The organism is Uliginosibacterium paludis (assembly GCF_039631355.1).
Lineage (GTDB): Bacteria > Pseudomonadota > Gammaproteobacteria > Burkholderiales > Rhodocyclaceae > Uliginosibacterium > Uliginosibacterium paludis.
In genome coordinates, this window is the sequence record NZ_JBDIVF010000014.1 from 20072 (window position 1) to 34264 (window position 14193).

Sequence of the window (14193 nt, forward strand, 5' to 3'; positions counted from 1 at the left end):
TCCAGAAGCCAGTTCATGCTTGCGGCATATCACCCCATCTCGCTGTGGCGTGCCCAGAGTTTTTTGAACATCCCCGTGAAAGATCAGCATGACAATCCGGATCTGCATTCCTGATGACTACCAGCGCGCCAGCGCGTCGCTGCCTTGCCTGCACGACACGCCGGGCTTTGTCTGCAGCACGCTGGGTGACCTCGCACGGGACGCAGAGGCCGGGGCGGCGCTGTCTGCCGCGCAGGGCCTGATCCTGATCCGCGAGCGGACGCTGATCGATGAAGCCTTTCTGCGCCGCACGCCACAGCTCAGGCTGCTCAGCCAGACCGGCAAGCTGGCGCGCAACATCGATATCGAGGCCTGCACCCGGGCCGGCGTCGCCGTCGTGGAAGGCACGGGCTCGCCGGTCGCGCCGGCCGAGCTGACCTGGCTGCTGATCATGGCCTCGCGCCGCAAGCTGACACAGCAGGTCGATGCGATGAAAGCCGGCCACTGGCAGACCGAAGCCGGCGAAGCACTCTGCGGGCAAACGCTGGGCATTCTCGGCTACGGCAAGATCGGCAAGCGCGTGGCCGGCTATGCGCGCGCGTTCGGCATGCAGGTCCAGGTCTGGGGCAGCCCGCGTGCGCGGGATGAAGCCCGGGCGGAAGGCCTGCGTGTGCCGGACAGCCGCGAAGCCTTCTTCGCCAGCAGCGATGTGCTCAGCGTGCATCAGCGGCTGGTCGCCGAAACCTCGGGCGCGATCACGGCAGCTGATCTTGCCGCCATGCAGCCTTCCGCGCTCTTCGTGAATACCAGCCGGGCCGAGCTCGTTCAGCCGGGCGCCCTGCTCGCGGCCCTGCAGCAGGGGCGGCCCGGCTTTGCGGCGCTGGATGTGTATGAGCAGGAGCCGATCTATGATCCGCAGCACCCTCTGCTCCAGCTGCCCAATGTGTTGTGCACGCCCCATCTGGGCTATGCCGAGCAGGCCAGCTATGCCCACTATCTGGAAACGGCCTTCAACAATGCGATCCGCTTCTTCGAAGGCGATACGACGCAGGTCCTGAACCCGGCTGCCCTGCGTGTGACGCGCTGATCCGCGCCGGCATCTATCGGGTTGGCAGCCCCTCATCCTTGTCGTCCGACCGATGCGCCTCGCTCACCAGCCAGTCGTGCAGATCGCGCATCGCGGGCGTATGCGAACGGGATTTGAGCCAGGTGAGCCAGTACTGGCCGGTAGTCACGGTGTGTTCGAAGGGCTGGGCAAGCAGGCCTTCGCGCAGCGGGCGCTGGAACATCGCGACCGGCAGCAGCGCAATACCCAGACCCTGAATGGCGACTTCGGCCATCGCGAGCGAGGAGTCGAAGACCGGGCCGCGCACCAGGGGGTCAGGCAGCCCGGCCGCGGCAAACCAGCGCGGCCATTCATCCGCGCGATAGGAGCGCAGCAGTTCGCCATCCAGGAGGTCGGCCGGGCGACGCAGGGCGGCTGCCACACGCGGCGCGCACAGGGGCGCCATGCGTGCTTCGACCAGCATCTCGGCGCCCAGGCCACGCCAGGCGCCATCACCGAAGCGGATCGCGAAATCCAGGCCCTCGGCGCTCAGATCCACCCGGTTGTTGTGGGTGAAAACGCGCAGGTCAATGAAGGGATGCGCCTGCCGAAAAGCTGCCAGACGCGGCATCAGCCAGCCCACGGCGAAGGTGCCGACCACCGCGAGGTTCAGCACTTCGCGCACGCGGCCGCCTTCGAACTGCTGCAACACGGAAGCGAGACGGCCGAAGGCATCGGCCAGCGCAGGCTGCAGCGCCTGGCCTTCCTCGGTGAGTGCGAGCCCGCGAGGCAGGCGGCGGAAGAGCGTCATGTTGAGGCGCGCTTCGAGATTCTTCACCTGCTGGCTGACAGCGGCCTGGGTCACGTTGAGTTCGCGGGCGGCCAGCGTGAAGCTGAGATGACGGGCAGACGCCTCGAAGGCGCGCAGCGCATTGAGCGGGATGTTCATGACCGGATTGTGGGCCGGCCGCACACGCCCGGCCATCAGATTTTCTTGCATCAGGCGCAGGAAATCATCGTTTGAAGCACCGCCCCGAGGCTGCGAGGATGCGCCTCACCCTCACGACAGGAGCCCCGCCATGCAAAGAAGAAGTTTTCTCGCCCTCAGCGGCATCGGCCTGCTGCCAAGCTCTTTCGCCGCACTCGCCGCATCCTCCGGACGGCCATCCGGCTTCGAGACGCGCTGCCGCGAGCTGGAGACGGAGAGTGGCGGCCAGCTTGGTGTATACCTCTTCGACGCGCGGACAGACTCAGAATTTCTTTACCGTGCGGAAACGCGCTTCCCGATGTGCAGCACCTTCAAGTGGCTCGCGGCCGCCGCCGTGCTGGGGCAAGTCGATGCCGGTCGCGAAGGCCTCGACCGGCTTGTCCGCATCGACCCGAAGGCGGTGCTCGACTATTCGCCCGTCACCGCGCGGCATGCCGGCGGGCCCGGCCTGAGCCTCGCGAAGATCTGCGACGCCGCCATCACCGAGAGCGACAACACCGCCGGCAATCTGCTGATCGAAGCGGCAGGCGGCCTGACCGGCTTCAATGATTTCCTGCGCCGCCAGGGCGACACGGTCACGCGCCTGGATCGCATGGAACCCGCGCTCAATGAAGGCCTGCCGGGAGATCCGCGTGACACCACCACGCCGGCCGCAATGGGCGCCAGCCTGCGCCGCCTGCTGCTGGGCGAAGGGCTCAGCCCGGCCTCCCGCCAGCAGCTGAGCGACTGGATGCTCGCCACCCGCACCAGTGGCCAGCGCCTGCGTGCGGGCCTGGAGCCCGGCTGGCGGCTGGCCGACAAGACCGGCACCGGCCAGCACGGCATCGCCAATGACGTTGGCATTTACTGGACACCTGCCGGCGAACCGGTCGTGATCTGCGTGTATCTCGCTCAGGCAAAAGCGCCCTACGGAATCCAGCAGTCCGTGATCGCCCGGCTCGGCCAGTGGGCACGACAGGGCTGAGCGCTCGTCCGGACGAAAGCGCAAGACCCGCTCCCGCGGGATGATCGGGCAGGAGCGGGGCCGGAGAGGGCGCGCAACACGAGGCTTCGTGTTGCGCGGGCCTGACTCAGTCGCGGCGGATCCAGTTCGGCGCGATCTGAGTGCCGTGACCGGCGCCGTAGGCGAAGTAGATGTTGAGGCCGGCCACCGGCTCCAGATAGCGGGCATTCTTCAGGCCGCCGGCATCCACTGGCGTGAAGCCGATGCTGGCGATCAGTTCGCGCACCTGCGCCTTGGCCGCTTCGTCATCCGAGGCGTAGAACACCGGCGCACGGTTCGCACCGAAGACCGGGCCCTGCGCCAGCACCTGGGCGAGGATGGTGTTGAAGGCCTTGACCAAGCGTGCGCCCGGCAGCGCGGCGGCGATCTGCTCGGCCGCCGAGGTGTCGAAGCCCAGGGTGAGGTCCATGTAGTCGGCGGTCAGCGGATTGGTGATGTCGATCACCACGCGGCCTTCAAGCGCGCCGAGTGACTTGAGCGCCTTCACGGCTTCACCGAAAGGCGTGGCGACGATCACCACCTGCGAGTCACCCAGGGCTTGTGCGGCCGGCAGCGCTTCCACGCCGGGATGAGCGGCAGCCAGCGTGCGGGCCTTGTCCAGATTCTGTGCGGTGACGCGGACCGTGTGGCCGGCGGCGGAGAGTTGGCGGACGAAGCCCGAGCCCATGTTGCCTGCGCCGATGACGGTGATGTTCATGATGTTTTCCTTTGCTGTGGTCGGGGCAGGCGGCTCATCCGCCTGCTCGGGCGCCGTGTGGCGCCGCCGTGGAAAACACTTTACGAGTTCCGATCTTCGACACAAACTCCGAAACAGAACACACTTTATTCCGGAATACGGAACATGGATCTCTTTCCGAGCATGCGCACCTTTGTGGCCGTGGTCGAAGCCGGCAGCTTTGTCGGCGCAATGGACAGCACCGGCCTGTCGAAACCGGCGATCTCGCGTCACATCAATGAGCTTGAGCAGCACCTCGGCGCGCGCCTGCTCCAGCGCACCACCCGCCGACTCTCGCTCACAGCGGAAGGCGAAACCTATCTGGCGCGCTGCCGCGAGATCCTGTCGGCGGTTGAAGAGTCGGAATCCGAGTTGGCCGACCGCAGCGGCCTGATCCGTGGCCGCCTGCGCATCGGCGCGCCGCAGACCTTCGGCGCCCTGCATCTGGCGGCCCTGTGGGGCCGATTCGTGGCCGAAAACCCGGAAATCACGCTGGACATCGTGCTGGCGGACCGCATTGTCGATCTGGTCGAGGAAGGCTACGACCTCGCGGTACGCATCGGCCGCCTGCCCGATTCGGGCCTGGTCAGCCGCAAGCTGGCTGACACCCGCATCGTGCTCTGCGCCTCACCCGGCTACCTTGCGGCGCATGGCACACCGACACATCCGCAGGAGCTCGCCCGGCATGCGGTGATTGCCTACAGCTACTGGTCAGGCGGCGATGTGTGGCGCTTTACCGGGCCGGAAGGCGAAGCCTCGGCGCGGGTCCGGGCGCGCCTGCATGCCAACAATGGCGACACCTGCCGTGCCGCCGCGCTGGCCGATCAGGGCATCATCCTGCAGCCGGACTTCCTGATTCATGAAGACCTGCGCAGCGGCGCGCTAGTGGAACTGATGCCGCAATGGCACGCCGCCACGATCCCGATCCACGCGGTCTATCCCACCCGCAAGCAGGTGCCGCTGCGGGTGCGCCGCCTGCTGGACTTTCTCGTCGAAGCCCTGCGCGAGCCGGTCTGGCAGACCCGTCCGCCACAGGCCTGAACCCCGGCGCACGTGCGGCTGCGCAGTCCTCAGGATTGTCAGCGCGACGCCCAGAACTCGCGCTGCATGGCGATGGTTTCCTCGGCAACTTCGTCGACCGGGCCAATCAGCTCCACCGGCTTCTGGCAGTGATCGAACACATAGCGCGAAGGCACGCTCATGGTCGGGTTCTCGGCGTGGTTGCCGGTCTGGCGCAGCAGTTCATGCTCCGAGATGCCATACACCACGCGGCCGATGTTGGCCCAGTAGGCCGTGCCGGCGCACATGCAGCAGGGCTCCACCGCGGTGTAGAGCGTGCACTGCCAGAGGAACGCCGGCGTGAAATTGGTGGCGGCCACTCGGGCGAGGGTCGATTCGGCGTGGTTGACGGTGTCTATGTTGCACTGCTCAAGCAGCACGGTTTCGTGATCCGGCCCCACCAGCACGGCGCCAAAGGGGTGATGGCCCAGCGCAAGCGCGCGGCAGGCCACCTCGTTCGAGCGGCGCAGATGACGAATGATCTGCTCGCGACTGGGCCCGTGGCCGGATGAGGAAAGATCAGCTGAGGACATGCGCATCTCCGGGTTCATGACTTTTGCGATTTGTTAAATGCCTGACAATTTTCGATTTGTATTTTTTATTAACCAATGCGATTTTCTGTTGACCGATGCCTCGTCCACAGCGAAAAAAGGAACAGGAAAACTCGACGAATCAAGGATAGCCCGGCCTCGCCCGGCTCGGACGACCGAATAACCTTTATTGATGAACTGACAAAACAAGTTTTTCAGGATCCTTGAGAGTTGTCAGGCAAGAGGCCACACTTCGCCCCATTCCCTCCCCCCCGCAGGAGCGGCCGGCGGACCACCCGGAACAGGTGCTCCGACCGCCGCCCGCAACCGAAACAGGAAGCACATCATGAAGCACATCAAGGGACTCCGGTGGTACATGATCGGACTCGTCACGCTGGGTACCGTCCTCGGCTATCTGACGCGCAACTCGATCGCGGTCGCGATGCCGACGCTCAGCACCGAACTCCACATCACCAATCAGGAATACGGCTACATCGTGGCCGCCTACTCGGCCTGCTACACGATCATGCAACCGGTGGCCGGCTATGTGCTGGACGTGCTCGGCACCAAGATGGGCTATGCGCTGTTTGCCAGCGCCTGGGCGGTGTTCTGTGTGGCAACCGCATTCGCCGGCAGCTGGCAGGGCCTGGCCTTCGCCCGTGGCGCAGTGGGTGCGGCCGAAGCGGCGATGATCCCCGGCGGGCTGAAAGCCACCTCGGAATGGTTCCCGGCCAGCGAGCGCCCGAAGGCGGTCGGCTGGTTCAATGTGGGCTCCTCGATCGGCGGCATGCTGGCGCCGCCCCTGGTGGTATGGGCCATCGTGGCGCACAGCTGGCAAGCCGCCTTCGTGGTAATCGGCCTGCTCAGCTTCGCCTGGGCCCTGCTGTGGATCTTCAACTACCGCAAGCCTTCCGAGCACAAGCGCCTGGGCGATGAAGAGCGCCAGTACATCCTGGATGGCCAGGAGGCCCGCCTGAAGGGTGACGGCGGCAAGAAGACCTCGGTGCTGCACATCGTGAAGAACCGCCAGTTCTGGGGCATCGCGCTGCCGCGCTTCCTCGCCGAACCCGCCTGGGGCACGATCAACGCCTGGGTGCCGATCTTCATGCACCAGGCCTACGGCTTCGACCTCAAGCAGATCGCGATGTTTGCCTGGATGCCGATGGTCTTCGCCGACCTGGGCTGCATCGTGGGCGGTTACATGCCGGCCTTCTTCCAGAAGCATTTCGGCGTGACGCTGATCGTCTCGCGCAAGATGGTGGTCGTGCTCGGAGGCTTCCTGATGATCGGGCCCGGCATCATCGGCCTCTTCACGAGCCCCTATGTGGCCATCGCCATGCTGTGCATCGGCGGCTTCGCCCACCAGTCGCTCTCCGGCTCGCTGATCACGCTCTCGGCCGACGTCTTCGGCAAGAACGAAGTGGCCACCGCCAACGGCCTGACCGGCATGGCCGCCTGGACCGCCTCGACCCTGTTCGCACTGGTCGTCGGTGCGCTGGCTGACACGCTGGGCTTCCCGCCGCTCTTCGCCGTGCTCGCCGGCATGGACCTGCTCGCCGCCGCCGCGATCTGGTTCATCCTGCAGGATCCGGAACGCAAGGCTGCACGCCAGCTCGCCCAGCAGGGCGCCTGAACCAGCGCAGCACCGCAGACAGGGCTCCGGATTTTCCGGGGCCCTTTTTGCATCCGCGCCGCGCGGGATCAAGAACGCCACAGGCCTGCGGCGCTAGAGTAAGGGCTTCACCGACCGGGAAACGCCATGACCATCCAGGACGTCCTGCAACACCTCGACAGCCTCTTCCGGAACAACGACATCGCGAAGGTCGAACCCTTCCTGCTCGAGCATCTCGACGCCGCCCGCAAGCGGCGTGAGCTCAGTCTGGAGCTCACCATCCTCAACGAGCTGATGGGCTTCTACCGCGGCATGGGACGGCATCGCGAGGCGATCGCACAGGCCGTCGACGCGCTGGGTCTGCTGGAAGACGCGGGCTACAAGGGCAGCGTGCCCTATGCCACCACGCTGCTGAATGCCGCCACCGCCTACCGCGCTGACGGCCAGAACATCCGCGCCAACCAGGCCTACAACGAAGTGGCCGCGATCTACCGCGCGCAGAAGATGGATGACCCCTATCTCTGGGCCAGCCTGCACAACAACCAGAGCCTCGCCTGGCAGGGATGCGGCCGGCATGAGCGCGCGCTCGCCAGCCTCGAACTCGCGCTGCCGCTGATCGCCAGCCGCGCGGGCAGCGAGGCGGATCAGGCCGTCACGCTGACCAACATGGCGCAATCGAAAATGCGCCTCGGCCGGTTCGATGAAGCTGGCGCCGATCTCGACCGCGCCATCGCACTCTTCGAGAGCCAGACCCCGCGCAACCCGCACTACGGCGCCGCACTCTCGGCGCGTGGCGAGTTGGCCTTCCGCCAGGGCGACACCGCCGAAGCCATCCGTCATTTCGAAGCCGCGCTGCCGGCCATCGAAACGAACTACGGTCGCAGCCACAACTATGCCGTGACGCTGGAAAGCCTCGCCACCGTGATCGAAGCGACGGACCCGACCCGTGCCGGCGCGCTGCGCGAAGAAGCCGCGCAGATCGAGAAGACGCTGGCCTGAGCCAGCACGGAACGCCGCGCAAAGCGCCCCCGAACACAAAGGATCCACCATGCAGGGACTCGAACTCTCCCGCCGTTTCTACCTCACCCATCGTGACGCGCTGCTGCGGCCCTTCATGCCATGGCAGGAGCATATTGCCGCCGGCCTGGTCGGCTTCGGGTCCGACCGTTTCGGTTTTGACGACGCGATCTCGCAGGATCACGACTTCGGTCCGGGCTTCTGCCTGTGGCTGCCGCAGAAGCAATTCGATACCATCGGTGTGAAGCTGCAGGCCGCCTACGATGCGTTGCCGAAAACCTTTGAAGGCCACGCCACCGCGCCCGCCAGCCGCCGCGCCGGCCAGCGCACCGGCGTGTTCGCCATCCCGGCCTTCTACGCCACCTTCCTCGGTGCGCCAGCGCTCCCGGTGAGTGACGCGGACTGGCTGCAGATCCCGGAATACCTGCTCGCCACCGCCTGCAACGGCCAGGTTTTCGAAGACACGCCGGGCGAGTTCTCGCGCTGGCGCCGCCAGATCGCCGCCTACTATCCCGAACGCATCCAGCGCCGCAAGCTTGCCCAGGCCGCCGGCCGCATCGCGCAGACCGGCCAGTACAATCTGCCGCGCTCGCTCGCTCGCGGCGATGCGGTCGCCGCCAATCTGATGCTGGCCGAATTCATCCGCCAGAGCTGTCTGCTCGCCCATGCGCTCTGCCGCCGCTATGCGCCGCATGACAAATGGCTGCACCGCAGCCTTGCGCGCCTGCCGGGCCAGCAGACCCTGCATGCGCAGCTCGCGAAACTCGCCGTCACCGCACCACAAGACGCCGCCGCGCAGATCGCCGAAGTCAGCGCCGGCCTGCTCGCCGGGCTGATCGAGGCCGGCTTCACCGAGCCCGGCAGCGATTTTCTCGAACACCATGTAGACGCCCTGCTCGAGGGCAGCACGGAGACACGCTGATGGACATCGTTGATGAAATCGTGGCACTCGAATGGCAGGCCTTCGACAAGGTGAAGAACGAAGGCGGCCGCGCCAACTGCCAGGATGACTTCGGCACCTTCGAGATCATGCGCAAGAGCCAGTTCCTCGCCTGGGACAATGCCACCCGCGAAGGCTATCTGGCCGACCTGCGCAACGCGGCCCGGCGTGGCCGGAATCTGGTGCAGGAAAAATATGCCCGCATGATGGCCTCCACCGCGCCGGCGCAATACGCCAGCTTTGCCCACACCCTGCCGCCGCTGGCCGAATCGCAGTGCGCCGACATCGAGCGGATCATCCTCCAGCAGCTCGTCTGGCGCCTCGAGTTCGCCGCCGCCTTTCCGCACATGTCCGGCCAGGCCCGGCTGATCCGCAGCGAGGAAGACACGCCCTTCGACACCTCTTTCGAGACCTATCTGCGCGGCGAGCTGGGCACCTATTCCGAGATGACGCTCTCGGCCTACAAGCGCATGGTGGCCGCCCTGCAAGCTGCCGGCGAAAACCTCACCACCCGCACGATGGAACACACCGCCCGGCTCTACGGCTACCGCGACCTGGCCGACGCCGAAGCCCGGCTCGCCGCGGCCGCCTAGGCGCACGCCGGGCAAGAACCGGCCGAACGACCTGCCGCGAGCCCGAACTGCATCCCCCTGAGCCGGTCGGCCAAGCTGCGCCGCCTGACCTGCGCGCGCTCCGCCTGCGGCTCCCTTCACGGGCCTCATGCTGCGCTGGCAAAAAAACAACAAACTTGTTACTTCCTGGTAGCCATGCACTTGCAAGGGCGTCGAAACGCCTCCGCCACCCCGGCCTTCGGGCGCGAATTCCGCAAAAACACAAAGCCCGCCACCGAAAAACCACCCGTCGGGGCGACGTACTGTCGGGCAGGGTTTCAGGTCATGGCGCCCTCTGTTGCGCTGCAGCGCCACTCACTTGTCATTGACCCGACCTGCCCGCACGCCCACGATCCGGCTCCGGACAGACCGGATGTGCGGCCCAACGGGCCAGCCCGTGCAGCCTGGCCGGAAAAGATGCAAATAACTGGAGAAGACAAATGCAACGCATGCTGAAAATGGCGGCCCTGGTCGCCGTGCTGATGGGCGCCGGTGCGGCGCAAGCCGCGGATTCCCGCTGTGTCGCGGGCGCGACCTTTACCAACGAAATCGTGGACTGCGGCGGTCAGTACATCTCGGGCGGCTGGTGCAACGGTGACGACGACAATCAGCAACCGATCATCAAGCTCTACAACGCCACGATCAAGAACGCCAAGTTCGCGCAAGGCAAGGCTGGCAAGGGCATCCAGTGCTACTCGGGCACCTGCAATGTCGAAGGCGTGACCTTCGACGAGGTCTGCGAAGACGCCATCAGCACCCGCGCCGATGGCGTGACGTTGAACATCAAGGGCAGCACCTTCAAGAACACGATGAGCAACGACGCGGCCTACGGCAAGAAGCCGGACAAGTTCATCCAGGTGAATCAGAAGAACGTGAAGGTGAACATCGAGAGCTCGAAGTTCTACATCGTGCCGGCCACCTCCTCCACGCCCAGCAAGATCACCGGCAAGGCCGGCAAGATCGTCCGCACCTGCGGCAACTGCTCGGGCAACACCGGCCCGCGCACGATCACGATGAAGAATGTGGATGCCTACGGCCCCTTCGGCTCGATCGCGGGCGTCAATTCCAAGTATCGCGATCAGAGCGCCAGCATCTATGACGTGATCACGATCACCGGTCTGCGCGTTGAAGGCTATGTCGCGCCGAAGAGCGGTTCGGTCGAATCCACCCCGCCGATCTGCGAGGAATTCGAAGGCCTCGACAAGACCAAGCACAGCGGCGATTCGCCCAAGCTGCAACAGGCCTGGGCAGACAAGAGCAACAGCTGCAAGGTGAAGCTGAGCGACGTCTCGGCACTGTAAGCGCTGAGGCCTGACAGGGCCCGTCTTCCGCTCCGGCGGGGACGGGCCTTTCCGTTTCCTGCGGCAGGCTTCAGTGGCTGATGCAGACCGCGTTCAGAAGCCCCACCGCGATCGATGCGCTGGCGAGCAGGATCGCCGGCGCGATCCGCCCCTGCTCGATCTGACCGGCCCAGCGGCGGAGCGCGATGAAAACCCCCAGCTGAACGAGCCCGGTAATCAGCGCCCAAAGCATCATCTCGACCAGGGACTGCGTGTAGTAGATCGATGCCATCATCGGAAAGGTGAAGCCCAGCATCGCGCCACCGAGCGTCACGGCAGCCGCGCTGTTGTTCTCCCTGATGAGCTGGAACTCGTGATAGGGCGTCACCCGCGCATAGACCCATACGAACACGCCCAGCAGCAGCACCGCGGTGATCAGATAACTCAGGAAAAGAATCAGGGATTGCGTCACGGATTTACTCCACGAAGTAGTGGGGAATGAAACGGCTCATGTTGGTGGTAATGGGGGAAGCGTCTTCGCGGACACAGATGCCCGCCGAAGCCTTGCCCACGATCCAGGCGCCGATGACCGGATAACGGCCACCAAACTCGGGCAGCATGTGCAGGGCCTGATAGACGTAGCCTTCCGCACCATAAGGACCATCGTCACTCGCCAGAATCTGGCCCTCACGCACGAGCTGCACATTTGCGCCCTCGCGCGAATAGAGCGGCTTGCGTGCATAGGACGCCAGCTTGCCGGGCGTGAAGTAGGCGGGGAGCAGATTGGGGTGGTCCGGGAACAACTCCCACAGGATCGGCAGCAGGCCCTTGCAGGACAGCACCGACTTCCACAGGGGCTCGATCATCCGGGTCTGCGATTGCAGGACATGGGGGCCGAACGCCTCCCGCATCATCCATTCCCAGGGGTAGAGCTTGAACAGCGTTTCGATCGGCCGGTTGTCGAGATCCACGAACTGCCGCGTGTCCGAATCCCAGCCGATATCCTCGATATGCAGATGACGTGCTTCCCGACCGGCCTGCAAGACGGTATCGAGCAGATACATCGTGCAGACCCAGTCCTCCTCGTTCCCGCCCAGTGACGCGAGATGGATCGGGCCGTCTCCCGGTGCCAGCTTCCACTGTTCGACCAGACGGTCATGCAGCGAGTTGAACTGATCGCTGCCGGGAAAGACCTCTTCCATCCAGGTCCATTGCGCCACCGCAGACTCAAGCAGGCTGGTCGGCGTATCGGCGTTGTATTCGAACATCCGCGGCGGGTTGACGCCGTCATAGGCCAGATCGAAGCGGCCATACAGGCTGAAATCCTCCGCCCTGAACGAGGCCGCAATGGCGTCCTGATAGCGTACCGGAATGCCCAGCTCGCCCAGGCGCCCGGTCTTGATGACATGGGCAAGTGCTTCGAGGCACATGGCGTGCAGGGCTTCGGCGGCCGCCTCCAGCTCCTCGACCTGGGCGGCCGTGAAGCGATAGCAGACGTCTTCACACCAGTAGTTGTCCCAGCTGTGGAAGGACAGGCCCACCGCCTCCAGCTTCGCTCCGGCATCCTTGCGGGGGGTCACGATCTCGCGAAGCATGGCGCCTAGCCTCCTGCCGAACCGAAGTGGGCAATGCTGCCGAAGCCACCGCGCGACACGCTGCCATGCGCAACGCTGGCCCCCCGGCTGACGATGCTGTTGCCGCGGGCAAAGGAGGTCTGCCCACGGGCCAGCGGTGCATTCGCCATGACCCGCTCGGAGCCGTCCGGCATCAGCGCGATCGGCGTGCCGCCACTGTGGCTCCAGTAATAACGCGGGCCGGCATACACGCCACCATGCGATCCGCCGCCAGTGCCGCTGCGCTTGTCCTGCGCAGGGCAGACATCATCGTCGCCCCAGTCGCGCCGGCAATCCTCCCGCGACGCGTATTGCCCCTGCAGGATGTCCCTGCGGTCATCCGAGCAAGCTGCGGCAAGCATTGAAGTCCCCAGCACCAGCAGACAGATCTCGCGTGAGCGTTTCAAATCAATCTCCATGTCATACAAGAAAACCGGCGAACTGCAGTCCTCCGGAACCCCCGGCAGCACGACAACCCGGAGGCTGCCAGTCCGTCCAGATGCCTTCAATCCGGCCCAGATAAGGGCGGGCCGTTTCAAGGAGCGGCTCGTGCGGCAGATCTTCCGCCTCCAGAACCCCTTCGGCCGGATGCGCCCGCATCCACTCCAGCGCGGCCAGGATGCCGCCGGCTACCTGCAGCGAGGTGGCATTGCAGGTGATGCTCCATCTGCGCGCCTCCGCCAGCGTCACGGTGGAGCCGTACCAGTACGCACCGCCTTCGAAAACGAACAGCAGCCCCAACTGGTCTTCGCCCCCCGCCAGCTCCTCGCGCAGCACACGCGTGGCGACCGGCTCGACACATCCGCTCCCGACCCAGCGTTCAAGGGAGCGCCGGGTCTCCTCGCAGGGAGTGTATGCGTAAAACACGGTTGGCCGATATGCAATCGGGCTATCGTCGGCCCCCTGCCCGCCAACCGTCAGGAATTCCGCCAGTGACAGCGCCTCGTGATGCGTGATGAGCCAGGCATCCTGTTCGCCGCCGCCGGGCACCCATGAGCTGACCCGGGTGCACGCGCCCATCCCGGCCAGATGCAGGCCGGCGCCGCGTCCCGCACCAAGCCGGAAGGCGCCCGCAGGAAGCAAGCGCTCATGACTGCCCCAGCCGCACTCGGCTGCCTGACCCGCTTCGGCCAGCAACCCTTCAGCAGACCAGGTATTCACGAAGACCTCGTCCTGCGGCCGGTCCGGGCGCTGGGTATCAAGCTCCGCGATCTGGATGACCCGGATCCCCAGCGCCTGGCTCAGACGCCCCCATGCGTCAGGCCCCTGAGGCAGGACCAGGCCCCGGTCTGCGGCCATCGCCAGCAGGCCCGCCCGGGCCAGATGACTGATGACGCCGGGATTCGCGCCATGCGCGACGATGGCCGTCGGCTTGCCCGGGGCGCGCAGGGCCAGCACCGCTTCGCGCAAGGCATGATTGGTCGTCGCCGCCAGAGGGCGGCCAGGCGCCGGACGATAACCCCCGGCCCAGGGCTCGACACAGGTGTCCAGATAGAGCACACCGTGCGACTGACTCCATTCGATCAGCGCTCTGGACGAGACCTCGACGGAAACATTGATCAGCAGGTCACCCTCACCGAGGCGCGCGCCCAGCACGGCCTCCAGGTTGCCGGGCACGATGGGCAGGATCTCGTGTGCGATGCCAAGCGAAGCCGCGACCGCTGCGCCCTGATCGTCGGCGGCCAGCGCCCGCAGGCGATCAGGCGACACCTGCCAGCGAGACATCAGGAGCGGCGCCAGTGCCTGTCCGACACAGCCAAAGCCAAGGAAAAGAATCCGCGATGAAAACATGCCTTCATTC

General features: G+C 65.5%; 15 protein-coding genes. 8 read left to right on the forward strand and 7 right to left on the reverse strand.

The features are described from left to right. Positions 1-88 precede the first annotated feature (88 nt). Entirely contained in the window at positions 89-1066 is a 978-nt protein-coding gene (locus ABDB87_RS19100; RefSeq protein ID WP_345930079.1) for a D-2-hydroxyacid dehydrogenase family protein, read from the forward strand. A gap of 13 nt (positions 1067-1079) precedes the next feature. Here ABDB87_RS19100 and ABDB87_RS19105 read toward each other — a convergent pair whose 3' ends face one another. Then, a complete protein-coding gene (locus ABDB87_RS19105; RefSeq protein ID WP_345930081.1) occupies positions 1080-2024 on the reverse strand; it encodes a LysR family transcriptional regulator in 945 nt (314 codons plus the stop codon). A gap of 79 nt (positions 2025-2103) precedes the next feature. Between ABDB87_RS19105 and bla the strand changes: the two genes are divergently transcribed. Further along, on the forward strand, positions 2104-2976 hold the full coding sequence (bla, locus tag ABDB87_RS19110; protein ID WP_345930083.1) for a class A beta-lactamase: 873 nt from the start codon (positions 2104-2106) through the stop codon (positions 2974-2976). Positions 2977-3082: 106 nt separating this feature from the next. Here bla and ABDB87_RS19115 read toward each other — a convergent pair whose 3' ends face one another. Beyond that, on the reverse strand, positions 3083-3712 hold the full coding sequence (locus ABDB87_RS19115; protein WP_345930085.1) for an NADPH-dependent F420 reductase: 630 nt from the start codon (positions 3710-3712) through the stop codon (positions 3083-3085). A gap of 144 nt (positions 3713-3856) precedes the next feature. Between ABDB87_RS19115 and ABDB87_RS19120 the strand changes: the two genes are divergently transcribed. Beyond that, a complete protein-coding gene (locus ABDB87_RS19120) occupies positions 3857-4771 on the forward strand; it encodes a LysR family transcriptional regulator (protein WP_345930087.1) in 915 nt (304 codons plus the stop codon). Between the two features lie 38 nt (positions 4772-4809). Here the strand turns inward: ABDB87_RS19120 and ABDB87_RS19125 are convergent, their stop codons facing one another. Continuing rightward, a complete protein-coding gene (locus ABDB87_RS19125) occupies positions 4810-5322 on the reverse strand; it encodes a nucleoside deaminase (RefSeq protein ID WP_345930089.1) in 513 nt (170 codons plus the stop codon). A gap of 343 nt (positions 5323-5665) precedes the next feature. Between ABDB87_RS19125 and ABDB87_RS19130 the strand changes: the two genes are divergently transcribed. The 5 genes from ABDB87_RS19130 to ABDB87_RS19150 all read left to right on the forward strand — a co-directional run bounded on the left by ABDB87_RS19130 (position 5666) and on the right by ABDB87_RS19150 (position 10800). Continuing rightward, positions 5666-6952 (forward strand): MFS transporter, encoded by a 1287-nt coding sequence (locus ABDB87_RS19130; protein ID WP_345930091.1) that lies wholly within the window; start codon positions 5666-5668, stop codon positions 6950-6952. Between the two features lie 126 nt (positions 6953-7078). Next, the gene (locus tag ABDB87_RS19135; protein WP_345930093.1) at positions 7079-7930 is read left to right on the forward strand and encodes a tetratricopeptide repeat protein; all 852 of its coding nucleotides are present in this window, start codon (positions 7079-7081) and stop codon (positions 7928-7930) included. A 49-nt stretch (positions 7931-7979) separates the two neighbouring features. After that, positions 7980-8870, forward strand: coding sequence for a DUF4037 domain-containing protein (locus tag ABDB87_RS19140; RefSeq protein WP_345930095.1), 891 nt, complete (start codon positions 7980-7982; stop codon positions 8868-8870). Further along, complete coding sequence (locus tag ABDB87_RS19145) at positions 8870-9481, forward strand: DUF4125 family protein (protein ID WP_345930097.1); 612 nt, start codon at positions 8870-8872, stop codon at positions 9479-9481. The genes ABDB87_RS19140 and ABDB87_RS19145 overlap by 1 nt, the downstream gene beginning before the upstream one ends. A 458-nt stretch (positions 9482-9939) precedes the next feature. Further along, positions 9940-10800, forward strand: a complete 861-nt coding sequence (locus ABDB87_RS19150) for a pectate lyase (protein WP_345930099.1) — start codon at positions 9940-9942, stop codon at positions 10798-10800. Between the two features lie 70 nt (positions 10801-10870). On the opposite strand, the gene ABDB87_RS19155 is transcribed toward ABDB87_RS19150, so the two are convergent. From ABDB87_RS19155 to ABDB87_RS19170, 4 genes are read right to left on the reverse strand one after another with little or no spacing between them, the layout of a single operon-like run. Further along, positions 10871-11251 (reverse strand): DUF350 domain-containing protein, encoded by a 381-nt coding sequence (locus tag ABDB87_RS19155; RefSeq protein ID WP_345930101.1) that lies wholly within the window; start codon positions 11249-11251, stop codon positions 10871-10873. Between the two features lie 4 nt (positions 11252-11255). Continuing rightward, positions 11256-12374 (reverse strand): glutathionylspermidine synthase family protein, encoded by a 1119-nt coding sequence (locus ABDB87_RS19160; RefSeq protein WP_345930103.1) that lies wholly within the window; start codon positions 12372-12374, stop codon positions 11256-11258. 5 nt (positions 12375-12379) lie between these two features. Beyond that, the gene (locus ABDB87_RS19165) at positions 12380-12799 is read right to left on the reverse strand and encodes a hypothetical protein (RefSeq protein ID WP_345930106.1); all 420 of its coding nucleotides are present in this window, start codon (positions 12797-12799) and stop codon (positions 12380-12382) included. Positions 12800-12812: 13 nt separating this feature from the next. Further along, positions 12813-14183, reverse strand: a complete 1371-nt coding sequence (locus tag ABDB87_RS19170; RefSeq protein ID WP_345930108.1) for a saccharopine dehydrogenase NADP-binding domain-containing protein — start codon at positions 14181-14183, stop codon at positions 12813-12815. Positions 14184-14193 lie beyond the last annotated feature (10 nt).

Coding starts and splice junctions, on each gene's coding strand:
- bla (WP_345930083.1), top strand. CDS start 2,104: ATGCAAAGAAGAAGTTTTCTCGCCCTCAGCGGCATCGGCCTGCTGCCA.
- ABDB87_RS19160 (WP_345930103.1), bottom strand. CDS start 12,374: ATGCTTCGCGAGATCGTGACCCCCCGCAAGGATGCCGGAGCGAAGCTG.
- ABDB87_RS19120 (WP_345930087.1), top strand. CDS start 3,857: ATGGATCTCTTTCCGAGCATGCGCACCTTTGTGGCCGTGGTCGAAGCC.
- ABDB87_RS19105 (WP_345930081.1), bottom strand. CDS start 2,024: ATGCAAGAAAATCTGATGGCCGGGCGTGTGCGGCCGGCCCACAATCCG.
- ABDB87_RS19150 (WP_345930099.1), top strand. CDS start 9,940: ATGCAACGCATGCTGAAAATGGCGGCCCTGGTCGCCGTGCTGATGGGC.
- ABDB87_RS19100 (WP_345930079.1), top strand. CDS start 89: ATGACAATCCGGATCTGCATTCCTGATGACTACCAGCGCGCCAGCGCG.
- ABDB87_RS19140 (WP_345930095.1), top strand. CDS start 7,980: ATGCAGGGACTCGAACTCTCCCGCCGTTTCTACCTCACCCATCGTGAC.
- ABDB87_RS19135 (WP_345930093.1), top strand. CDS start 7,079: ATGACCATCCAGGACGTCCTGCAACACCTCGACAGCCTCTTCCGGAAC.
- ABDB87_RS19130 (WP_345930091.1), top strand. CDS start 5,666: ATGAAGCACATCAAGGGACTCCGGTGGTACATGATCGGACTCGTCACG.
- ABDB87_RS19115 (WP_345930085.1), bottom strand. CDS start 3,712: ATGAACATCACCGTCATCGGCGCAGGCAACATGGGCTCGGGCTTCGTC.
- ABDB87_RS19170 (WP_345930108.1), bottom strand. CDS start 14,183: ATGTTTTCATCGCGGATTCTTTTCCTTGGCTTTGGCTGTGTCGGACAG.
- ABDB87_RS19145 (WP_345930097.1), top strand. CDS start 8,870: ATGGACATCGTTGATGAAATCGTGGCACTCGAATGGCAGGCCTTCGAC.
- ABDB87_RS19125 (WP_345930089.1), bottom strand. CDS start 5,322: ATGTCCTCAGCTGATCTTTCCTCATCCGGCCACGGGCCCAGTCGCGAG.